Consider the following 21,390-nt stretch of genomic DNA (forward strand, 5'->3'; position numbering starts at 1 on the left):
GGTTTCATGTCTTTCGCTCGCAAGCTCGCCGCGGGAGCGGCGTTCGGCGCGTTGTCGTTCGCCTTCGCCGCGCCGGCTGTCCACGCCCAACAAACCACCGCCGCCGTGCGCGGCGTCACCGTTGACGACAAGGGCGCGCCGATCGCCGGCGCGACGGTCACGGTCACCCACGTCCCCAGCGGCACCGACCAGGTGGTCGTCACCAACGAGGCCGGCGCATTCGACGCGCGCGGTCTGCGCGTGGGCGGTCCCTACAAGGTCACCGCCACCGGCCAGGGCTTCGCGTCGCAGACGCTGGGCGACCTGTTCCTGAACGTCGGCGACGCCCAGCGCGTCCGCCTGACCCTGGTTCCGGCCAGCGAAGTGTCGGAAATCGTCATCACCGCCGCCAAGGCCGCCACCACCAGCCAGCTGGCCAATGTCGGCTCGCGCACCACCCTGGGCCGCGACCAGATCGACGCCGTCGTGTCGGTCAAGCGCGACATCCGCGACATCGGCCGCCGCGACCCGCTGGCCAATCTCGACTTCGTGGCCCGCGGCACCGGTCCGTCGGGCGGCCTTTACATCGCCGGCTCGGCGCCGCGCGCCAACCGCATCACCATCGACGGCGTGCGCTCGGCCGACAGCTACGGCCTGAACACCGGCGGCCTGTCGACCAACCGCGGCCCGATCTCGTTCGAGGCGCTGGAACAGGTCGCGATCCAGGCCGTGCCGTTCGACGTCGAAGACGGCGATTTCACCGGCGGCGCGCTGAACCTGATCATGCGCTCGGGCGGCAACGACTTCCACGGCTCGCTGTTCTCCAACGAGCGCACCACCCGCCTGGTCGGCAACAAGCTGCCGATCGTCGGCTTCACCAACAACGACGTGCTCCAGGCGCCGCTGAGCGGCTTCCGGAAGGTGAAGAACCAGATCGCCGAGACCAACTACGGCTTCTTCCTCTCGGGTCCGATCATTAAGGACCGCCTGTTCTTCGCGGCCTCGTACGAGAAGTTCTCCAGCTCCGACACCACGGGCGTTGGTCCGATCGGCGGCGGGTTCGCCAACACCTTCAACCGCATCCCGGGCGTCTCGACCGGTACGGGCGCCAGCCAGGCCGACATCGACGCGGTGCTGGCCAATTGGAGCGGCTATGCGGCCTCGTCGATGCTGAAGCCAGGCTCGGTGGCGCTGGTCGAACCGATCCTCGACGAGAAGTCGTCGATCAAGATCGACTACAACATCACCGACAAGCACCGCCTGTCGGCCACCTATCGCCACGCCTTCAGCTCGGTTTGGAAGCGCAGCCCCTCGGCCACCGCGATCAGCCTGGACACCAACTGGTACGTCCAGCCCGAGAACGAGGACAACTACGCCCTGCAGCTGAACTCGCGCTGGAGCCCGACCCTGGCGACCGAGGCGCGCGTGGCGTTCCGCGGCTATCAGCGCGGCCAGCTGCCGCCGGTGGGCCAGGGCTTTGCCAACGTCTCGATCTGCACCGACTCGGCTTTCGGCACCGGCGCGGCCTTCTCGTGCTCGTCGGGCGTGCCGTCGATCAACTTCGGCCCCGACCAGTTCCGCCAGGCCAACGTTCTGAAGACCAAGGACACCTCGGGCTCGTTCGTCGCCAACTACACCGGCTTCGACAACCACCAGATCAAGCTGGGCTACCAGTATCGCGGGATGGAGATCTACAATCTCTTCCTGCAGGCGGCGCGCGGCGTCTACTACTTCGACAGCGTCGCCGAGTTCCAGGCGGGTCAGGCCAACCAGCTGTCGTACGGCAACTCGCTGACCGGCACGGCCACCGACGCTGCGGCGGTGCTGGACTACAAGGTCCACTCGCTGCTGGCTCAGGACACCTGGGACGTCACCGACGCCCTCACGGTGAACTTCGGGGTTCGCTGGGACCACTACGCCGCCGACAAGAAACCGACGCTCAACAGCAACTTCATCAACCGCTACGGCTATTCCAACCAGACCACCTATGACGGCATCGACGTGGTGATGCCGCGCGTCTCGGCCAAGTACAACAGCGACTGGTTCGAGCTGTCGGGCGGCTTTGGCCTCGTGTCGGGCGGCCTGCCGGACGTTTTCCTGGGCAACAGCTACGGCGGCACCACCGGCGCCCTGACCAACAGCTTCGCGATCCGCCGCACCACCAACGGCACGCTCTCGACGGCCGACGACACCTTCGTCGACACCGCCACCAACCAAGCCATCGACCCGTCGATCGGCAACGCCCTGCTGACAATCAACAAGGCTTCGCCCTCGTTCATCACAAGCCCGGCAGCCGTGGCCCAGACCCTGCTGACGGCCGACAGCGCCAGCCGTCGCAACGCCTACACCAACTCGCTGGCCCCCGGCTTCAAGATGCCGGCCGACTGGAAGACCAACCTTTCGTTCAAGACCACCCAGTTCGGCATCGACTGGGGCGTTGACGCGGTGGCCAGCTGGTCGGAGGTCAATGTGGCGTTCCGCGACGCCCGCGCCCGTCGCCTGACCGTCAACGGCGTCCAGCAGTACACGCCGGACGGCCGCGCCCGTTACGACGGCCTGGTGATCCCCGGCGCCAACGCCGCGGCGATCAACGTCAACCGCGCAGCGTTGGGCCTGCCGGTCGTCGCCAACGCCGACCTGGCCAATCTGGGCCTGTTCGGCGACATCCAGGCCTACAACCCGTCGACCAAGAACTGGACGCGCACGCTCGCCCTGTCGGCCCGCCGCAACATCTTCGGCGTCGACACCTGGGCCGCCTACACCTGGCAGTACGGTCATCAGTACGGCGGCATCTCGGAGTTCGGCACCACCGCCGGGGGCAACTCCACGAGCGGCAACTACTATGCCGACCAGGGCTTTGACCTGGATCCGAACGCCGCCGCCGAGGGCAAGTCGAACAACCTGATCCGCAACTCGCTGAAGGTGAACCTGAGCTACAAGCTCGAGCTGCGTCCGGGCTGGGTGTCGCGCTTCACCCTGTTCGGCGAGCGTCGCGACGGTCGTCCGATCAGCTTCCTGATGACCGACCCGGCCGGCGGCCGTAACCCCACCTTCGGCGTGTCGCGCGACGACGCCCTGGCCTACATCCCGAACCTGAACAGCCCGGACGCGGCCAACCCGCTGAAGTTCGTGAGCGCGTCGGGCACGACGGTGTTCTTCGACAGCCAGGCCTCGGTCGACAAGCTCAAGGCTCTGGTCAACCAGTTCGGCCTGCCGATGGGCAAGATCGTGCCGCGCGGTTTCGGCAAGAACCCCAGCGTCGACCGCATCGACTTCCAGTACGCCCAGGAAATCCCCTCGCCGATCCGCGGCCACAGCCTGCTGTTCACGGTGGACATCCAGAACCTGGGCAACCTGCTCGACAAGAAGTGGGGCGTGGTCAAGGAGTACACCAACAGCCGCTCGGGCGGCGTGGTGGTCAACGCCCAATGCGCCAAGGCCGACGGGACGGCCGCCGGTTCGGCGGACCCGACCTGCGTGGCCTATCGCTACAGCTACACCACCGCCTCGCCGGCCAGCCTGGCCGTCCCGACGGTCGACCAGGCCGCCAGCCTGTGGTCGGTGGGCATGGGCCTGAAGTACCGCTTCTAGAAGCGCGCGCTCCGCAAGGATCGCCAAGGGCGCGGCTTCGGCCGCGCCCTTTTTCGTGGCCGATGCGCGGGGCGGGATGCTACCCCTCGGCCATGGTCCACCCCGTCTTCGACAACCTGTCCACCACGATCTTCGAGCGCATGAGCGGCCTGGCCCGCCAGCACGGCGCCATCAATCTGGGGCAGGGCTTTCCCGACGATCAGGGCCCTCTGCCCGTTCGCGAAGCCGCCGCGCGGGCCCTGATCGAAGGCTCGAACCAGTATCCGCCGATGCGAGGTCTGCCCGAGTTGCGGGCCGCCGTCGCCAGCCACTATGCGCGCACGCAGGACCTGACCCTGGATCCCGACAGCGAGATCGTCATCACCTCCGGGGCCACCGAGGCCCTGGCGGCGGCGTTCACGTCGCTGATCTCGCCCGGCGACGAGGTGGTGCTGTTCCAGCCGCTCTATGACGCCTATCTGCCGCTGGTGCGTCGCGCGGGCGGCGTCCCGAAGCTGGTCCGGCTCTCACCGCCCGACTGGCGCTTCGACCGCGCCATGCTGGAGGCAGCGTTCTCGGACCGCACGCGAATGGTGGTGCTGAACAGCCCGCTGAACCCCGCCGGCGTGGTCACGCCCGATGAGGATCTGGCGCTGCTGGCCGAGTTCTGCGTTCGCCATGGCGCGGTGGCCGTCTGCGACGAGGTCTGGGAGGCCGTGGTCTTCGACGGGCGCCGCCATCGGCCGCTGATGAGTTTCCCCGGCATGCGCGAGCGCACGGTCAAGATCGGCTCGGCCGGCAAGCTGTTCGGCATGACCGGCTGGAAGGTCGGCTTCCTCTGCGCCGCCCCGCCGCTGGCCAAGGCCCTGGCGGCCGCCCACCAGTTCCTGACCTTCACCACCCCGCCCAACCTGCAGGCGGGCGTGGCCTGGGGCCTGGAGCACCACCGCGCCTGGTTCGACGAGATGCCGGCGGCCCTGCAACGCGCCCGCGACCGCCTGACCGAGGGCCTGCGCGCGGCCGGCTATGTCGTGCTGGAGAGCCAGGGCACCTATTTCCTGAACGTCGACCTCGCCGCCTCCGGGATCGCGCTGGACGACGTCACCTTCTGCGAGCGCTGCGTGACCGAGCACGGCGTCGCGGCCATTCCCGTCTCGGCCTTCTTCGCGGAAGATCCGGTGACCAGCGTGGTCCGCCTCTGCTTCGCCAAGGCCGACGCGACGCTGGACGAGGCGGTCCAGCGGCTAGCGGCGGCGAAGGCGGCGTTGGGGTGAAGCGCTCTGGTCGGAGGAGCGGTGACCGAGGTTATCCGCCCAAGGCCGCCCCTGACTTGTTTCCTCCGCGCTGTACAGCCCTACAGTGCGCCTTGGCCGACCGCCGCCTCGCGGGCCACACTGCGGGCCAGGCAGCGGTCCATGACCGACAGCAGGTTGCGCAGGTCGATCGGCTTGGCCACATGGGCGTCGCAGCCAGCGTCGAGGCAGGTCTTGATCTGGGCCGACATCACGTCGGCGGTCAGGGCGATCACCGGCAGGCGCGCGAAGCGCGGGTCCAGGCGCAGGCGCCGGGTCGCCTCAAGGCCGTCCATCACCGGCATGTTGACGTCCATCAGGACAAGATCGACGGCCGCGCGTTCCAGGGCTTCCAGCGCCTGCTGACCGTTCTCGGCCTCGACAAGGTCGCAGTCGAACGGCTCCAGGAACAGGCGGATGACCCGGCGGTTCACCGGATGGTCGTCAACCACCAGCACGCGACGCCCCTGCAGCGCGGCGAAGCGGGCCTCTTCCTCGGCGCCCTCTTCCTCGAAGACCTGGGGCGCGGCGCTCTCCGCGCGATCGACCAACATCTCGATGGTGAAGATCGAGCCGACGCCCTCCTCGCTTTCGACCTTGATGTCGCCACGCATCATCTTGACCAGCCGGCGGGTGATGTTGAGGCCAAGGCCGGTGCCGCCAAAGTTACGGGTGGTCGAGGCGTCGGCCTGGGTGAAGGGGCGGAACAGCTTGGCCACCGTAGCCGCGTTCATGCCGATGCCGGTGTCGGCAACACGCAGGCGCACGCGCACCCGGTCGTCGCCTTCCGGATAGCAGGCCAGCGCCACCTCCACCTTGCCCTCGGAGGTGAACTTCAGGGCGTTGGAGACGAGGTTGGTCAGGCACTGACGCACCCGCACCCCATCGAACATCAGGGGCCCCGGCGCCGCGCTCTCCAGCCGGAAGGTCAGGACCACGCCCTTCTCCAGCGCGGTCGGCTGATAGCCGCCGACGAGGCGCGCGCAGGTCTGGACGATGTCGCCGGCCGTCGGCGCGATCTCCAGCTTGCCCGCCTCGATCTTCGACAGGTCAAGAATGTCGTTCAACAGCACCAGCAGCGTATCGCCGCTGTCCATGATCAGCTCGACCTGCTCTCGCTGTTCATGGCGCAGGTCGCCCGCCCGCAGCGCCTGGGCCAGACCGAGCATCCCGTTCAGCGGCGTACGCAGTTCGTAGCTCATCATCGCCAGGAAAGCGGACTTGGCGGTGTTCGCGGCCTCGGCCCGTTGCTGCGCGCGCTTGAGGCGTCCCGAGGCTTGGCGCTGAAGGAAGGCCCAGGCCGCCGCACCGGCCACCAGCACGCCCAGCAGCAGGGCGATCACGCCCGAAGCCCGCGCCAGGCTGCGCGAGAGCCGAACCTCCTCGGTCAGGCGGCGGCTCTCGTCGCGCTTGGCCCGCAGTTCGCTCTCCAGGGCGGTCGACATCTCGGCCACCCCGCGCGCATAGGCCTTTCGGGCCGCGAGGCTGTCGGCCTTGCGCCAGGCGTCCAGCTTGCGGAAAGCCTCGGCGTCCCGGCCTTCGCCCCGGTCGATATAGGCCTCGACCAGAGCTTCCAGCGCCAGGTCGCGGCTAACGAGTGTTTCAGGCAGTCCCCTCAACTGGTCCAGATCGCGACGCGCGGCCTCGGACTGGCCCAACTGAGCTTGGGCCAGGGCGCGCTGACCCAGCATCCGCGCCTGCAGACGGCGGTCCGGCTTGACCAACAGGCCGGCGGCGGGCGCCAGACAGCTCATCACCTTGGCGGGCGTGTCGCGCAGGCCGGCGATCCGGGCGCAGAGGAAGCGGTCCCAGGTCAGGAGGTCGGGGTCGCCATCGGCGACGGTCAGCTTGTGATGCAAGGCCGCGAAGCGTTCGGCCGCGTCAAGCTCGCCCAGATCGGCGGCGGTGAAGGCGATGTCATAGACCCGCTCGATCTTACGGACATAGAAAGAGTCGCGTTCGTCCAGGGCGGCCGCCTGGGTCATGTGGTCCAGTGCGCCTTCCTTGTCGCCAAGGTCCGCCAGCGTGTAGCTGTGAACCTGGTGGAGTTCGGCCAGCAGAGGCTGGGCGATACGACCGCGTCGCTCCAGTTCGCCGGTCAGCTCGGCCGCCAGCCTGGCGGCTTGCGCCCAGCGGCCGATCTGCCCCAAGTGGCGGACCCGCTCGATCCCCGCCATCAGCCGGATATCGGGACCAGAACGTTGCAGGAAGCGATCCCAGTCGGCGTCCTGGAACGCCTGGAAGCCGCCGCTCTCGTGGCGATAGGCCAGGGTCTCCAGATCGACCAGCGCCAGCAGGGCGGCGTCCTTGTCGCGCTGGGCCACCGCCTTCGTCCGCGCCGCCCAGACGTCGAACGATCCACGGATCTGGTTGCTTTTGAACGCGTAGAGCACGCGCCACAGGCCATAGAGCCGGGTCTGGCCGGTCTCGCGCAGGGCGCGGGCGCCGGCGCGCTCGATATCCTCGTTGTCGCGGGGCGGCGCGCGCAGCTCATGCGCGCCGATCTCCTGGCTTAATTGCTCCAGCCGCTGCCCCAAAGGCGCATTGCTCTTGGCCCAGGCGCCCTCGGCGCTCAGGAGCAGAAACAAGACGACGGAGACAACACGAAGACGCAAGCCGTTACCCTGAAGTTCAGGGCCACCCTTCGCGGCTAGAAATGTAAGACGGGTTAAGTCTAACGCCCGGGTTGCGCGTTAGATCGTCGCGCCGCCGTCCACCACCATGGCTTGTCCGGTCATGAAGCTGCCGGCCTTCGAAGCGAGATAGACCGCCGCCCCGGCGATCTCGTCCGGCTCGCCGATCCGGCGTAGCGGCACGCCCGTAGTGGAGCGCTTCAGGGTCTCGGGATTGTCCCACAGCGCCTTGGCGAAGTCGGTCTTGATCAGGCCGGGGGCAATGCAGTTGACCCGCACGTTGTCGGGGCCGAACTCGTGGGCAAGATTGCGCGCCAGCTGGAAATCGGCCGCCTTGGAGATGTTGTAGGCGCCGATGATGGCGTTGCCGCGCAGGCCGCCGATCGAGCTGATGATGATGATCGAGCCGTCCTTGCGAGCCTGCATCTCGGGCGCGACCATCGAGATCAGCCAGTGGTTGCTGATGATGTTGTTGTCCAGGATCTTGCGGAACTGGTCGTCAGCGATCCCGGCCAGGGGACCGTAGTAAGGATTGCTGGCGGCGTTGCAGACACAGATGTCGATCTGGCCGAACGCCTTGCGGGTCTCGTCGACCAGAGCCTGAAGCTCTTCCTTGGAGGCGATGTTGGCGGGGACGGCGATCGCGGCGCCCGCGCCGTGCTTTGCGTTCAGTTCCGCAGCCACCTCCTCGCAGGGTCCGGCCTTGCGCGACGAGATCACGACCTTGGCCCCGTGCTCGGCCATCCGCTCGGCGATCGCCTTGCCGATCCCGCGCGAGGACCCCGTGATGATCGCCACCTTGCCGGTCAGGTCGAAGAGGTTCATGTCGCGCGCCCTAAACGTTTGTTTGAATTTCAAGCACAGTGCGACCGGGGAAGCGCGGGGTCAAGCGCACGAGGATCTTCGCGCGCCGGGAAAGATTTTCATCCTCGCCCTGTCGGCGCACGCCCCATCGGCTCGTCCTTGGGGCAAGATCACGCCCGATACGGAGACGCCCCATGCCCCTCGAAGCCACTCCCGCCGCCGATGACCGCGACCTCGTCCTGGAGCGGGTCATCGATGTCCCTGCCGACAAGCTCTACAAGTGCTGGACCACGCCTGAGCTGATGACCAAATGGTTCTGCCCAAAGCCCTGGTACGTTTCTGACGTGCGCCAGGACGTTCGCTCGGGCGGCAACAGCTACATGGTCATGAACGGTCCGGACGGCGAGCGCGTCCCGCAGCCGGGCGTCTATCTGGAGGTGATCCCGAACCAGAAGCTCGTCTTCACCGACGCCTTCACCGAGACCTGGAAGCCTTCGGAGAAGCCCTTCATGGTCGGGATCGTCACCTTCGAGGATCTGGGCGCCGGCAAGACCCGCTACCGCGCCGTGGCCCGCCACTGGACCGCCGAGGACAAGGCGGCTCACGAGCAGATGGGCTTCCACGAGGGCTGGGGCGTCGCGACCGACCAGCTGACGGCCCTGGCCAAGACGCTCTGAGGCGCGAAACACCCTTGGCTCGCGCGGCGAAAAGGGCCATTTGCGCCGCCATGAGCTCCGCCCTTCCGCCCGCGCGCCTGGTCGACAAGGCCCTCGTCCCGCGCTTTGCCTTGCTGTGCCTGGGCATCTGGCTGAACGCCGCCGACACCCTGGTGACGGCGACGATCATGCCCAGCGTGGCCAGGGAGATCGGCGGCTATCAGTATTTCGGCTGGTCGGTCGCCGCCTATCTGACAGGCTCGATCGTGGCCGGGGCCTGCTCGGGCAAGCTGTCGGTCGCGCTAGGCCTGCGGACGGCGACGGCGCTCAGCGGTCTCGTCTACGCGATCGGCTGCGCCATGAGCGCGGTCGCGCCGGAGTTCGTCACCTTCATCGTCGGACGGCTGGTGCAGGGCCTGGGCGCGGGCGCCGTGGTGGCCCTCTGCTACGTCGCCATCACCGCCCTGTTCCCGCAGAGCCTTTGGCCGCGCGTCTATGGCGCGATCGCCGGGGTCTGGGGGGCGGCGACCCTGTTAGGCCCGACCCTGGGCGGCCTGTTCGCCGCCGCGGGCTTCTGGCAGGGGGCGTTCTGGATGTTCGTGGCCCAGGCGGTGATCTTTGTCGGGGCCGTGCTGGTGATGCTGCCGGGCGGCAAGCGCGAGGAAGGCGGCGCCCGGATCCCCAGCCTGCAACTGGCCCTGCTGGTGATCGCCGTCAGCCTGATCGGCGGCGCCGGGGTCGTGGCCTCGCCGCGCTGGGCGGTGACCCTGGCGGTCGGCGGCGTCATCGGCATGGCCGCGATGCTGGCCGCCAACAGCCACACCCAGGATCGGCTCTTACCGAAGTCCGCCGCCGATCTTCGCACCGCCACGGGGCTTGGCCTTCTGACCATCTTCGCCTGCGAGGCCGCGGTGATCGGCTTCACCGTCTATGGCCCGGCCTTCATCCAGGCCCGCCATGACGCTTCACCGCTGGTGGCGGGCTATGTCACCGGCGCCATCGCCGCCGGCTGGACGACCTGCGCCGTGGTCTTCGGCCATGTGCCGGCCCAGAAGGACGGCCAGTTCGTGCGTCTGGGCGCCGGCGTCATCGCCCTGGGGGCGGCGCTCAGCGCCTGGGCCGTGCCGCGCGGGAACCTGATCGAGACCTCGCTCGCCTTCGTCGTGCTGGGCGCGGGCTTTGGCCTCTGCCACGCCTTCATCGCCCGCCGCACCATCGCGGGGGCGCCGCCCGAAGAACAGGCCATGGCCTCGGGCGCGGTGCCGACCTCGCAACTGATCGGCGGCGCGGTCGGCTCGGCGGGCGCCGGCGCCATGGCCAATGTGCTGGGCTTTGGCCACCACGGCATCGATGCGGCGCTGGCCCAGAGTCACGGCGTCCTGCTGTTCGGGGCCTTCCTGCCGCTGGCCCTGATCGGCTTCGCGGCGGCGTGGCGGCTGGGGCGGGGTTAGGGCGTCAGTCGAGCGATGATCCGCTCGACTGCGGCACGTAGTCCAGGCAACTCGACCACAACGACCGACCAGACGATGGTGAAGCTGACGCTGGCATAGCCATGAGCAATTCGATTGCGAAGGTCGATTGCGGCGCGCCAATCGATCTCTTGCTCGAGATCTCGAACGGAAGTCGACAAGCGGGCGGCGCTTTCGCCAATGACCAGCAGGTTCATTGCGACCGCATCACGCCGCATCCGGTCCGCAAGAAACCCCGCCTGATCGACGCCTGCGACATAGGCCTCGATCTACTCGATCGACTCCAGCAGTTGGGCGAGGTGGGTGCGGGTCGAAGCGTCAGGCAAAGACGACGTCCCGTAAGACGGGCTCCTTCACCAGCCGGTGCAGGCCGTCTTCGGTAACAAGATCGACGGGTCGGCCCAGCAGCTCAACCAAGTCTCGTTCGAGCCTGAAGAAGCCAAAGCCTGGTAATACCTCCGGCGCGAACTCGACCAGTACGTCCACGTCGCTATCCGGCCCCGCCTCGCCCCGCGCCGTGGAGCCGAACACGCCCACCCGCGCGACGCCGTAGCGGTCGAGCAACGGCTTGGCCGCGCGCAGCTTGGTGAGGGCCTCGTCGAGGGTCATGGCGGGATTATAGCACGAAACGCCCTATCACCCGTAGGTCCCAACCTTGCTGACATCGGGCAGGTCCGTCGCGCCCCGGATCGGCAGGACGACACCGTTCGAGGTCCAGGGCGCGATCGGGAGTTCGGGCTGAACCGTGCGCAAGGCGGCCAAGGCCTCGTTCGGAAACAGCCCCGTTGGCGCAAGCGGCGCGGCCAGCAACGCGCTACGTCCCGCCGCCTGCGCGGCGGCGTCGGTCAGAACCAGGCGAAGCTCGCGCGGCCCGCTGGGCTGGACGGCAAAGGCGATCTCGTCCCAGCCGTAGGCTCGCCGCCACGGCGCGGCGAACACGCCAGCCTCGTCGATCCGGAGCTCGACCCTGGAGCGCCAAGCCCTGCAGGCGTAGAGGCCCGTCATCGCGAGCAGCCCGAAAGTGATCAGCAGCGCGGCGGCCACGCGCACAAGGTCGCCGATCCGCCAAAGCTCCCAGCTCAGGACAAGGAACGAGACAAGCCCGGTCACGAGGAACGGCAACAGCGCCAGACGTCGAATCCGGTCGGCCCGCGTCGTGCGCCAAACCCCCGCCTCATCCCGGTTGAATCGCCCCAGCACGTCCTCGGCCCGCTCCAGGGACAGCAGCCACCAGACACCCCCGATCGCCAGCACCAGGGGGAGGAACGGAAACACCAGCCGCGACTCCAACGGCCATTGCAGCCAGTTGGAGACGACATGGACGCCGATCAGAACAGCTGCGAGCCGAAGCCAGCTCAGCCGCTCAGAGGTGAGAAACGTCCAGAACGATGACAACCCGCGCGCCATTCGTTCAATCTAGGCGCGCATGGATCGCTTGTCACGCCTCGGCCAGCGCCGTGGACTCCACCAGCTTCACGACGTCGCCCATGATCTGCGTGATCTTGAAGTCCTTGGGCGTGTAGATCCGCGCCACGCCCATCTGTTTCAGGATCAGCGCGTCGTCGGGCGGGATGATGCCGCCGGCCACGACCGGGATGTCGCCCAGGCCCTCGGCGCGCATCACCCGGATCACCTCCTGCACCAGGTCAAGGTGCGAGCCCGACAGGATCGACAGCCCCACCACATGGGCGCGGCTTTCCTTGGCCCGGCGGACGATCTCTTCCGGCGTCGAGCGGATGCCGTCATAGACCACCTCCATGCCGCAGGCGCGGGCGCGGGTGGCGATCTGTTCGGCGCCGTTGGAGTGACCGTCCAGGCCGGGCTTGCCGACGAGGTAGGTCAGGGTGCGGCCCAGCATCTGCGAGACCCGCTCGACCTCGCGCTTCACCGCCTCGACATCCTCGGCTTCGTTGGTCGAGACGACGACGGCGACGCCGGTCGGGCCGCGATATTCGCCGAACACCTCGCGCAGAGCGCCGGACCACTCGCCGGTGGTGACGCCGGCCTTGGCGGCGGCGATCGAGGGCTCCATGACGTTGCGGCCCTCGCGCGCGGCGGCCTTCAGCTCGGTCAGCGCAGCCTCGACGGCCGCGGCGTCACGGGCCTCGCGCCAGGCCTTGATGCGGGTGACGACCTCGGCTTCCAGGCGCGGATCGACGGTCTCGATCGCCCCTTCGCCCGCCGACAGCGGCGAGGCTTCGGTCTCGGTCCAGCGGTTGACGCCGACCACGGTCATTTCCCCGGTCTCGACCGCGCGCACCCGCTTGGCGTTGGAGGCGACGAGCTCGGACTTCATGTAGTCGATGGCGCTCGCGGCGCCGCCCATCTCGTCGATCAGGGCCAGTTGCTCCAGCGCGCCCTTCGACAGTTCGGCGACCTTGGCCTCGACGACGTGGCTGCCGTCGAACAGGTCTTCGTACTCCAGCAGGTCGGTCTCATAGGCCAGCACCTGCTGCAGGCGCAGCGACCACTGCTGGTCGAACGGGCGCGGCAGGCCCAGGGCCTCGTTCCAGGCCGGCAGCTGCAAGGCTCGGCAGCGGGCGTCCTTGCTGAGCGTGACGGCCAGGGCCTCGATCAGAATGCGGTAGACGTTATTCTCGGGCTGCTGCTCGGTCAGGCCCAGGCTGTTGACCTGCACCCCATAGCGGAAGCGGCGGGCCTTCTTGTCCTGCACGCCGTAGCGCTCCAGCAGGATCTGGTCCCACAGCTTGGTGAACGACCGCATCTTGCACAGCTCGGTGACGAACCGCACGCCGGCGTTGACGAAGAAGCTGATCCGCGAGGCGACGATCTCGAAGTCCTCGTCGGGCACTTGGCCGCCGGCCTTGACCGTATCGAGCACCGAGATCGCGGTGGCCAGGGCGAAGGCCAGCTCCTGCTCCGGTGTCGCGCCCGCCTCCTGCAGGTGGTAGCTGCAGACGTTCATCGGGTTCCACTTGGGAACCTCGCGATAGCACCAGGCGATCATGTCGCCGATCAGCCTCAAGGACGGACCCGGCGGGAAGATGTAGGTGCCGCGCGAGAGGTACTCCTTGATCAGGTCGTTCTGGGTGGTGCCCTGCAAGAGCTTGCGGTCGGCGCCCTGCTCGTCGGCCAGCGCCACGTACATGGCCAGGAGCCACGCCGCCGGGGCGTTGATGGTCATGGAGGTGTTCATCTTCTCCAGCGGGATCTCGCTGAAGAGCTGGCGCATGTCGCCCAGGTGGCTGATCGGCACCCCGACCTTGCCGACCTCGCCCCGCGCCAGGATGTGATCCGGGTCGTAGCCGGTCTGGGTGGGCAGGTCGAAGGCCACCGACAGGCCCGTCTGCCCCTTGGCGAGGTTCGCCCGATAGAGCGCGTTCGACTTCTCCGCCGTCGAGTGGCCGGCATAGGTGCGGAAGATCCACGGCGGATCGGGCGCGTGCTGATACGGCTTGGCGGACATGACGAACTCCCGGCGTTTTTTGGTTCTTGTTATCGCCGATCATGAGCCGGGATTTGCTGCGGCGCAATATGGATTTCGCGGATGCGAATGAAAGCCCTAGCGCTTCAGCCAGACCTCAACCCACCAGTCCTCGTGCGCGTCTTCGAGGGCCGAGGTCGTCCAGGCGAGGATATCAGGGTGGGTCACCCAAAAGCCGAGCGGCGGCGCATGGCCGGTGTTCTCGAAACGCAGGTCGGCTTCACGATCTTGGGGAACGTTGGCGTTCGGCATCGTCCACTCATCGTCCGGAGGCACGGCCGCGCCATCTTGGAAGTGCAGCGCCGTCTCGATCAGCCCCGCCTCCGCGGGCGTCGTCACGACCTTATTCGTCGCGGGATGGCGCTCGAGGAACGCGACACCTTGCGCGTCGGTGAGAACGATGGGCTTGAACGACGAAGGCGGAGGCGTGGTCATGGCGGGAAGCTAGGCGCCGATCACCGCCCCGTAAACACCGCCGGCCGCTTGGCCATGAACGCCGCCCGCGCTTCGGCGTGGTCCCCTGAGGCCGCCAGAGCCGGGATCTCGCCACCGGTCTCTGACACGCCTGACGCCACCCGCTTGGTCGCCTCGATCGCCAGCGGAGCGCGCGAGGCGATGACGCGGGCCATATCCAGCGCCGCCGGCAGCAGCCCTTCCGACGGGTGAACCTCGGCCACGATCCCGTCGGCCAGGGCGCGGGCCGCGTCGAACGGGGCGCCGGTCAGGAGGTGCGGCTTGGCGCGGCTCTCGCCGACCAGACGCGTCAGGCGGTCGGCCGAGGCGGTCAGGCCCATCCGCACCGCCGAGCAGGCGAAGCTGGCGCGCGTTCCGGCCAGGCGGATGTCGCAGGCCAGGGCCAGCTCCAGTCCGCCGCCGATGCACCAACCGTCGACGGCGGCGATGACAGGCACGCGGACAGCGGCGATGCGGTCGCACATGTCCAGGAAGTTCAGGATGGCGGCGGTCTGGGTCGGGACGTCGCGCGACAGCGACTCGGCCAGGTCGTCGCCAGTGCAGAAGGCGCCGTGGCGGCCAGCGAGGATCGCGACCCGCACCGCGCGGTCCGCCTCGATCTGCGCGAAGGCGTCCAGAAGGCGGACGCGCTCGGCCATGGCCAGGACATTGGCCGGCGCGACGTCGAGTTCGACCAGAGCAACGCCGGCCTCGGGGTGGGACAGGTGGATCATGCCGCCAGCGTGGCCCGCCGCGCCGCGCGCCGCAACCTTCCCCCTGCGAGAGTCCGCCCCGATGTTGCGGCGCACAAAGATTCTGCTTGCCAGGTTTAAACACTTGTCTCAGCGTAGGGGCATTCCGGGATCAATTTTGCGCCCGGAGCCCAAAAACGACCCTGCGGCGGAACTTTTTCGCGTTTCGACCGCCGGGCAGCGCAGCCGAGTTTGACCTTTGCGCGTTGTTGCAGCGCGGAAGGACGGGGAGTGAGATGACGATTCAGACGCTTGAGAAGACCGAGCTGAAGGACCTGTACGAGATCGGTGAGATCCCGCCGGCCTTCCACGTGCCGAAAAACATGTACGCCTGGAGCATCCGCAAGGAGCGCCATGGCAAGCCCTCCACCGCCATGCAGGTCGAGGTGGTGCCCACCTGGGAGATCGGCGAGGACGAGGTTCTGGTCCTCGTGATGGCCGCCGGCGTCAATTACAACGGCGTCTGGGCCGCGCTGGGCGAGCCGATCAGCCCGCTGGACGGCCACAAGCAACCCTACCATATCGCCGGGTCCGACGCCTCGGGCATCGTCTGGAGGGTCGGGGCCAAGGTGAAGCGGTGGAAGCTGGGCGATGAGGTCGTCATCCACTGTAACCAGGACGACGGCGACGACGAGGAGTGCAACGGCGGCGACCCGATGTTCTCGTCCAGCCAGCGCATCTGGGGCTATGAGACGCCGGACGGCAGCTTCGCCCAGTTCTGCCGGGTCCAATCGCGACAATTGCTGCCGCGCCCCAAGCACCTGACCTGGGAAGAGGCCGCCTGCTACACCCTGACCCTGGCGACCGCCTACCGGATGCTGTTCGGCCACAAGCCGCACGAGCTGAAGCCCGGCCAAAACGTGCTGGTCTGGGGCGCCTCGGGCGGTCTTGGCGTCTTCGCCACCCAGCTGGCCGCCGTCGCCGGCGCCAACGCCATCGGCGTGGTCAGCGATGACGACAAGCGCGAATTCGTGCTGTCGATGGGCGCCAAGGCGGTGCTGAACCGCAAGGAGTTCAACTGCTGGGGCCAGCTGCCGAAGGTGAACGGCCCCGAGTTCAACGACTACATGAAGGAAAGCCGCAAGTTCGGTAAGGCGATCTGGCAGATCACCGGCAACAAGGACGTCGACATGGTGTTCGAGCACCCTGGCGAGCAGACCTTCCCGGTGTCGGTGTTCCTGGTCAAGCGCGGCGGCATGGTCGTGATCTGCGCCGGCACCTCGGGCTTCAACCTGACCATGGACGCCCGCTTCCTGTGGATGCGCCAGAAGCGCGTCCAGGGCAGCCACTTCGCCAACCTGATGCAGGCCAGCGCCGCCAACCAGTTGGTCGTCGACCGCCGCGTCGACCCGTGCCTGTCGGAAGTGTTCCCCTGGGACCAGATCCCGGCCGCGCACGAGAAGATGCTGGCCAACCAGCATCTCCCCGGCAACATGGCCGTACTGGTCTGCGCCCAGCGCCCGGGCCTGCGCACCTTCGAGGAAGTGCAGGAACTGAGCGGGGAGCGCTGAGGCGCGTTGAGACCTTGTACGCCTAGAGCCTTTAGCCTGAAATCGGAATCGATTTCAGGCGTTAAAAAGGCTCTAAATCAAATACTTAGAGCGTGAGAATAGCCGAAACCGGTTCCCACTTTCGGCCTCACGCTCTAGAGCATCAATCCGTGTCATCCCGGAAAGCCCGAAGGGCTTATCCGGGACCCAGGGGCCAACGCACTGCGCCCGCTCCTGGGTCCCGGCGCTTCGGCCGGGATGACACGCTTTGGATGATCTATCGATTGCGAGCTTGGCCCGCGCCGTCCGCCGCTACCCTTCCCGCGTCAGCCGCAGGTCGTGGTAGTCGTAGCTGAAGTCGGCCAACGGCGAGACCGCCTTGACCAGGGCCGAGACCGCCTTGCCGTCCTTGAGGTCGAAGGTGAAGAACGCGTCTTCCTGGGTGCGGTCCTCGAAGGTGGTGATGAAGGTCTCGCCGTCGAACGGCGCGAGCCTGCCGCGCAGCAGCGGGGTCTTGTCGAACGAGACATAGAGCCCCTTCTTCTTGCCCTTCCCTGTGACGCTGATCGTCACCGTGCCGTACCAGGGATCGCGATAGACCCCGGCATAGGCCTCGAGCGGCAGGCTGGGCGAGGCGCCGCCGCCCTTGGGCGTGGTCGCCGCCGCAGCGTCCTTGATCGTCCGGGCGTCGGCCTCGGCCTGGACGCGCTTGGACGAGGCGATCCAGTCGAAGTCGCTGCGGCCCTGCAGCCGGTCCGGTCCTCCGAAACGCAGCGACCGTAGCACCGGGTTCTCCTCGGCGTTGGTCATCACCATGATGCCCGACTTCCGACCGGGCAGCAGGCCCGTATAGGAGATGAAGCCCGCCAGACCGCCGGTGTGCCACAGCAGCCGCTCGCCCCGGTGATCCTGCACGTACCAGCCCAGGGCATAGGCCTGAAGCGACGGCCGCGCGGGGTTCTCGTTGGACGGACCATCCGACCAGCTGGTGATGGTCTGCGGCTTCCACATCTCACGGGCCTGGGCTTCGCTCCACAGGCGCTTGCCATCGGCCGCGACGCCGAGGCCCAGCTGCGCCTGCATCCACTTGCCGATGTCGGCGGGACAGGAATTGACCCCGCCCGCAGGCCCCGCCGCGTCGAAGCTGGCGTCGAACGGCAGCACCTTCTGCGGCCCCAGCCCCCGCACCGGCGGCCCGAGGCGCGCATGCGGCAGGGCGCGGCGGGACTGGTCGACAAGGCGCGGGCTGGAGACGGTGTTGGTCATCGCCAGCGGGTCGAAGATTCGCGCCTTGATCACCTGCTCCCAGGTCTGGCCAGTCACCGCCTCGATCACCGCCCCGGCGACGACATAGAGGACGTTGTCATAGGCGTAGCCGCCCCGGAACTGCCCGCTGATCGGCAGGTGCTTCAGGCCCGCCACGATCTCGGCCCGGGTGTGGGTGGGCGCCGGCCAGATCATCAGGTCCCCGGCGCCCAGGCTCAGGCCGCTACGGTGGACCAAAAGGTCACGCACCGTCAGCAGCTTGGTGACGATCGGATCCTTCATCTGGAAGTCCGGCAGATACTTCGTGACCGGCGCGTCCCACTCGACCCGTCCCTCGTCGACCAGCATGGCCAGAAGGGCGGCGGTCATGGCCTTGGTGTTGGAGGCGATGCCGAAGATCGTATTGGCGTCGCAGCGGTCCTGGCCGCCCAGCGCCTTGACGCCATAGCCCTTGGCCAAGGTGATCTGGCCGTTCTCGACCACGGTGATCCCCAGGCCCGGCTGGTCGGGGAACGCCGCCATCACCTCCTGGGCGAACCTGTCGACAGCGGCCCCGACCGCGCCGGTCTCTTGCGCGAAGGCTCTGCTTCCGAACGCCGCCAGGCCGGTGGTGGCGAGACCCGAGATCAGGGCGGCGCGGCGGGTGGTGGTCAGCATGGGGCGTCCTTCGGATGAGGACGCGAGGCTAAGCTGATGCTCCAGCGGCGGACAAGGGCGCAAGCGCCTCAAGATCCCTCTCTCTTTGAGAGAGGGAGGGGCCCGCCGCGAAGCGGTGGGAGGGTGAGAGGTTTGGGCGTCACCCGACGTGCCGGCACGCCGTCGAGCGTCGCAACCTCTCACCCCAACCCTCTCTCAAAGAGAGAGGGAGCCCGCCCGGGTCTCAGTTCCCGCCGTCCAGCAGGCGCCGCGCGATGACCTGGGCCTGGATCTCCCCCGCCCCCTCGAAGATGTTGAGGATCCGCGCGTCGGCCAGCAGGCGGCTGGCGGCGTATTCCATCGCAAAGCCGTTGCCGCCATGAATCTGCAGGGCGTTGTCGGCGGCGGCCCAGGCGACGCGGGCGGCGATCAGCTTGGCCATGCCGGCTTCGAGGTCGCAGCGCTTGCCCTCGTCCTTCTGGCGGGCGGCGAAATAGGTCAGCTGCCGCACGCCCATGATCTCGGCGGCCATCATGGCCAGCTTGTTGTGGACGCGGGGGAAGTCGAAGATCGGCTGGCCGAACTGCTTGCGGTCCAGCGCGTAGGACAGGCCAACCTCCAGCGCCGCCTGGGCGACACCCACGGCGCGAGCGGCGGTCTGGATGCGGGCGCTCTCGAAGGTGGCCATCAGCTGCTTGAAGCCCTGGCCGGGCACGCCGCCCAAGAGGTTCTGCGCCGGCACGGTGAAGCCGTCGAAGCCCAGCTCGTATTCCTTCATGCCGCGATAGCCGATCACGCCGATCTCGCCGCCGCTCATGCCCTCGGCGGGGAAGGGGTTTTCGTCCGTGCCGCGCGGCTTGGGCGCCAGCAGCATCGACAGGCCGCGATAGTCGGTGGTGGCCGGATCGGTGCGGAGCAAAAGGGTCATCACGTCGGCGCGGGCGGCGTGGGTGATCCAGGTCTTGTTCCCGGTCACCACATACTGGTCGCCCTTCAGCTCGGCCCGCGTGCGCAGGGCGCCAAGGTCCGACCCCGTGTTCGGCTCGGTGAAGACGGCGGTCGGCAGAATCTCCGCGCTGGCGATCTTGGGCAGCCAGTATTCCTTCTGAGCGTCGGTGCCGCCGGTCAGGATCAGCTCGCCGGCGATCTCCGAGCGGGTGGCCAGCGAGCCGACGCCGATCCAGGCGCGCGACAGCTCCTCAGAAACCACGCACATGGCGGTCTTGCCCATGCCGCTGCCGCCGAACTCTTCGGGGATGGTCAGGCCGAACACGCCCAGCTCGCCCAGCTCCTGCACCAGCTCCAGCGGGATCAGCTCGTCCTTCAGGTGCCACTCGTGGGCGAAGGGCGTGACCTTCTCCTCGGCGAAGGCGTGGAACTGGTCGCGGATCATCTCGAACGTCTCGTCGAGACCGGTCTGCTCCAGGGTCGAGCGACCACGGGCCTCGGCCAGGCGCTGGGCGATGCGGGCCTTCACGGCCTGGGTCCCGCCCTCGACCATCAGCTTCATCAGGCCGTTGGAATAGAGGCGGTTCAGCACCGCACGGTCCTCGACCAGATGCGCCGGGCGGACGATCTCGCCCTGGTTCATCGGGATGCCGCCGACCAACTGGGCGCAGTATTCGGAGAACAGGAGCTGGGCCAGCAGGGCCTCGATCTCGCCAAAGCGGCCTTCAGCCTCCAGCCGCTCGGCCCAGCCGGCGACCTGGTTCATCAGCTCGGCGTAGGAAGCGTACCAGCCATAGCCGTGAACGCGGTGCTGGTGGACGTCGGCGAGCTTGCGGTCGACCTTGCCGCCATTTGGCGCAATGTGCGCCAGGACCGCCGGTTTGGCCTCCGCCACGAACAGCCCCGCCGCGTCGGCGGCCTCGCGCAACAGGCCCGTCAGGCCGGCCAGGATGAGAGTCTCGTTGGTCTTCTCGGCGACCGTGTCGGTCATGGCTTGCTCCCCGCGCCCAAACAGTTGTTTTCTTTCACTGTGGCTCTTTTCGCACCTGCGAGCAATGCCGCAATGCAGCATAACCACAAAATAGGGGATGAAACGTGCTCAAGGTCCACCACCTCAACGAGTCGCGCTCGCAGCGGATCCTGTGGCTTCTGGAGGAGCTGTCGCTCCCCTACGAGATCGTCCAGCACAAGCGCGATCGGCAAACCCGCCTGGCGCCGCCGTCGCTGACCGACGTCCACCCGCTCGGCAAGTCGCCGGTGATCCAGGACGGCGATCTCGTCGTCATCGAGTCCGGCGCGATCATCGACTACGTGATCCGTCGCCACGGCGGCGGTCGCCTGGCCCCGGACGCGGCCAGCGCCGACTATGACCGCTACCAGCAGTGGCTGCACTACGCCGAGGGCTCGGCCATGCTGCCGCTGATGCTCAACATGTATGTCGGCCGCCTGGGCGAGGCCGGCGCGCCGCTGCACCCGCGCATCCAGTCCGAGATCGCCAACCACCTGTCGTATGTCGACCAGAGCCTGGCCGGCCGTGAGTTCTTCGTGGGCGACAGCCTCACCGGCGCCGACATCCAGATGAGCTTCGTGCCCGAGGTCGCCAAGGCCATGGGCAAGCTGGCCGACTATCCGAACATGGCCGCCTGGATCGGCCGCATGCACGCCCGCCCGGCCTGGAAGACCGCGCTCGACAAGGGCGGGCCCTACGCGCTGGGGGCTTGAGACCTGGGGGCCTGAGAGAAGTCCTGCGCCCTCGCGATTTCCCCCTTCCCCCTGGATGGGGGAAGGGTCGGGTATGGGGGTGACCTGCGGCGGCTAAGCCCGCGACAAGCCTCTGACGCCGCATCACCCCCACCCTGCCCTCCCCCATCCAGGGGGAGGGATTGGCGGCGCACGAACGTCCCCCTCCTCGAAAAAAATCCAACATGAACGAAATCTGCCAGAGCGGTCCGCGCAACCGTTCAGCTTGGTCCTGCCATGGTGCGTCTCACGGGGTT

General features: G+C 67.9%; 16 protein-coding genes. 6 read left to right on the forward strand and 10 right to left on the reverse strand.

The genetic code is table 11. From position 1 onward, the window contains the following. Positions 1-6 precede the first annotated feature (6 nt). Positions 7-3,570 carry a TonB-dependent receptor gene (locus tag CSW63_RS19550; RefSeq protein WP_062097656.1) on the forward strand — a complete coding sequence of 1,188 codons (3,564 nt, stop codon included), beginning with the start codon at positions 7-9 and terminating at the stop codon, positions 3,568-3,570. Positions 3,571-3,662: 92 nt separating this feature from the next. Continuing rightward, positions 3,663-4,823, forward strand: a complete 1,161-nt coding sequence (locus CSW63_RS19555) for an aminotransferase (RefSeq protein ID WP_062097658.1) — start codon at positions 3,663-3,665, stop codon at positions 4,821-4,823. Between the two features lie 80 nt (positions 4,824-4,903). Here the strand turns inward: CSW63_RS19555 and CSW63_RS19560 are convergent, their stop codons facing one another. Together CSW63_RS19560 and CSW63_RS19565 are read right to left on the reverse strand one after the other, a co-directional pair. Continuing rightward, positions 4,904-7,456, reverse strand: a complete 2,553-nt coding sequence (locus tag CSW63_RS19560; protein WP_099503067.1) for a response regulator — start codon at positions 7,454-7,456, stop codon at positions 4,904-4,906. A gap of 78 nt (positions 7,457-7,534) precedes the next feature. Then, positions 7,535-8,299: an SDR family oxidoreductase gene (locus tag CSW63_RS19565; RefSeq protein ID WP_062097662.1), complete on the reverse strand. Its 765-nt coding sequence runs from the start codon at positions 8,297-8,299 to the stop codon at positions 7,535-7,537. A 173-nt stretch (positions 8,300-8,472) separates the two neighbouring features. Between CSW63_RS19565 and CSW63_RS19570 the strand changes: the two genes are divergently transcribed. Further along, the gene (locus tag CSW63_RS19570; protein WP_062097664.1) at positions 8,473-8,955 is read left to right on the forward strand and encodes an SRPBCC family protein; all 483 of its coding nucleotides are present in this window, start codon (positions 8,473-8,475) and stop codon (positions 8,953-8,955) included. Positions 8,956-9,005: 50 nt separating this feature from the next. After that, the gene (locus CSW63_RS19575; RefSeq protein WP_062097666.1) at positions 9,006-10,385 is read left to right on the forward strand and encodes an MFS transporter; all 1,380 of its coding nucleotides are present in this window, start codon (positions 9,006-9,008) and stop codon (positions 10,383-10,385) included. Here CSW63_RS19575 and CSW63_RS19580 read toward each other — a convergent pair. The 6 genes from CSW63_RS19580 to CSW63_RS19605 all read right to left on the reverse strand — a co-directional run bounded on the left by CSW63_RS19580 (position 10,382) and on the right by CSW63_RS19605 (position 15,035). Further along, a complete protein-coding gene (locus tag CSW63_RS19580; protein WP_255357766.1) occupies positions 10,382-10,672 on the reverse strand; it encodes a DUF86 domain-containing protein in 291 nt (96 codons plus the stop codon). The genes CSW63_RS19575 and CSW63_RS19580 overlap by 4 nt on opposite strands. Positions 10,673-10,721: 49 nt before the next feature. Continuing rightward, positions 10,722-11,012: a nucleotidyltransferase family protein gene (locus CSW63_RS19585; protein ID WP_062097670.1), complete on the reverse strand. Its 291-nt coding sequence runs from the start codon at positions 11,010-11,012 to the stop codon at positions 10,722-10,724. Positions 11,013-11,039: 27 nt separating this feature from the next. Beyond that, positions 11,040-11,810 (reverse strand): hypothetical protein, encoded by a 771-nt coding sequence (locus tag CSW63_RS19590; RefSeq protein ID WP_062097672.1) that lies wholly within the window; start codon positions 11,808-11,810, stop codon positions 11,040-11,042. A gap of 31 nt (positions 11,811-11,841) precedes the next feature. Continuing rightward, positions 11,842-13,830 (reverse strand): protein meaA, encoded by a 1,989-nt coding sequence (locus CSW63_RS19595; RefSeq protein ID WP_062097674.1) that lies wholly within the window; start codon positions 13,828-13,830, stop codon positions 11,842-11,844. Between the two features lie 96 nt (positions 13,831-13,926). Then, positions 13,927-14,283: a hypothetical protein gene (locus tag CSW63_RS19600; RefSeq protein WP_062099600.1), complete on the reverse strand. Its 357-nt coding sequence runs from the start codon at positions 14,281-14,283 to the stop codon at positions 13,927-13,929. Between the two features lie 20 nt (positions 14,284-14,303). After that, positions 14,304-15,035, reverse strand: coding sequence for an enoyl-CoA hydratase/isomerase family protein (locus CSW63_RS19605; protein WP_062099599.1), 732 nt, complete (start codon positions 15,033-15,035; stop codon positions 14,304-14,306). Between the two features lie 254 nt (positions 15,036-15,289). On the opposite strand from CSW63_RS19605, the gene ccrA reads away from it, so the two are divergent. After that, the gene (gene ccrA, locus CSW63_RS19610; protein WP_099503065.1) at positions 15,290-16,564 is read left to right on the forward strand and encodes a crotonyl-CoA carboxylase/reductase; all 1,275 of its coding nucleotides are present in this window, start codon (positions 15,290-15,292) and stop codon (positions 16,562-16,564) included. 291 nt (positions 16,565-16,855) lie between these two features. On the opposite strand, the gene CSW63_RS19615 is transcribed toward ccrA, so the two are convergent. After that, complete coding sequence (locus CSW63_RS19615; protein ID WP_062093535.1) at positions 16,856-18,466, reverse strand: serine hydrolase; 1,611 nt, start codon at positions 18,464-18,466, stop codon at positions 16,856-16,858. A 223-nt stretch (positions 18,467-18,689) separates the two neighbouring features. Continuing rightward, positions 18,690-20,384, reverse strand: a complete 1,695-nt coding sequence (locus tag CSW63_RS19620) for an acyl-CoA dehydrogenase family protein (RefSeq protein WP_062094206.1) — start codon at positions 20,382-20,384, stop codon at positions 18,690-18,692. A 104-nt stretch (positions 20,385-20,488) separates the two neighbouring features. On the opposite strand from CSW63_RS19620, the gene CSW63_RS19625 reads away from it, so the two are divergent. Next, entirely contained in the window at positions 20,489-21,115 is a 627-nt protein-coding gene (locus tag CSW63_RS19625; RefSeq protein ID WP_099503063.1) for a glutathione S-transferase family protein, read from the forward strand. Positions 21,116-21,390 lie beyond the last annotated feature (275 nt).

The sequence above is a fragment of the Caulobacter sp. FWC26 genome, assembly GCF_002742645.2.
Classification (GTDB): Bacteria; Pseudomonadota; Alphaproteobacteria; order Caulobacterales; family Caulobacteraceae; genus Caulobacter.

Bases quoted from the DNA above. Each gene is read 5' to 3' on its own strand.
- CSW63_RS19605 (WP_062099599.1), bottom strand. From the start codon at position 15,035: ATGATCCACCTGTCCCACCCCGAGGCCGGCGTTGCTCTGGTCGAACTC.
- CSW63_RS19550 (WP_062097656.1), top strand. From the start codon at position 7: ATGTCTTTCGCTCGCAAGCTCGCCGCGGGAGCGGCGTTCGGCGCGTTG.
- CSW63_RS19585 (WP_062097670.1), bottom strand. From the start codon at position 11,012: ATGACCCTCGACGAGGCCCTCACCAAGCTGCGCGCGGCCAAGCCGTTG.
- CSW63_RS19620 (WP_062094206.1), bottom strand. From the start codon at position 20,384: ATGACCGACACGGTCGCCGAGAAGACCAACGAGACTCTCATCCTGGCC.
- CSW63_RS19590 (WP_062097672.1), bottom strand. From the start codon at position 11,810: ATGGCGCGCGGGTTGTCATCGTTCTGGACGTTTCTCACCTCTGAGCGG.
- CSW63_RS19600 (WP_062099600.1), bottom strand. From the start codon at position 14,283: ATGACCACGCCTCCGCCTTCGTCGTTCAAGCCCATCGTTCTCACCGAC.
- CSW63_RS19565 (WP_062097662.1), bottom strand. From the start codon at position 8,299: ATGAACCTCTTCGACCTGACCGGCAAGGTGGCGATCATCACGGGGTCC.
- CSW63_RS19575 (WP_062097666.1), top strand. From the start codon at position 9,006: ATGAGCTCCGCCCTTCCGCCCGCGCGCCTGGTCGACAAGGCCCTCGTC.
- ccrA (WP_099503065.1), top strand. From the start codon at position 15,290: ATGACGATTCAGACGCTTGAGAAGACCGAGCTGAAGGACCTGTACGAG.
- CSW63_RS19555 (WP_062097658.1), top strand. From the start codon at position 3,663: ATGGTCCACCCCGTCTTCGACAACCTGTCCACCACGATCTTCGAGCGC.
- CSW63_RS19595 (WP_062097674.1), bottom strand. From the start codon at position 13,830: ATGTCCGCCAAGCCGTATCAGCACGCGCCCGATCCGCCGTGGATCTTC.
- CSW63_RS19615 (WP_062093535.1), bottom strand. From the start codon at position 18,466: ATGCTGACCACCACCCGCCGCGCCGCCCTGATCTCGGGTCTCGCCACC.
- CSW63_RS19570 (WP_062097664.1), top strand. From the start codon at position 8,473: ATGCCCCTCGAAGCCACTCCCGCCGCCGATGACCGCGACCTCGTCCTG.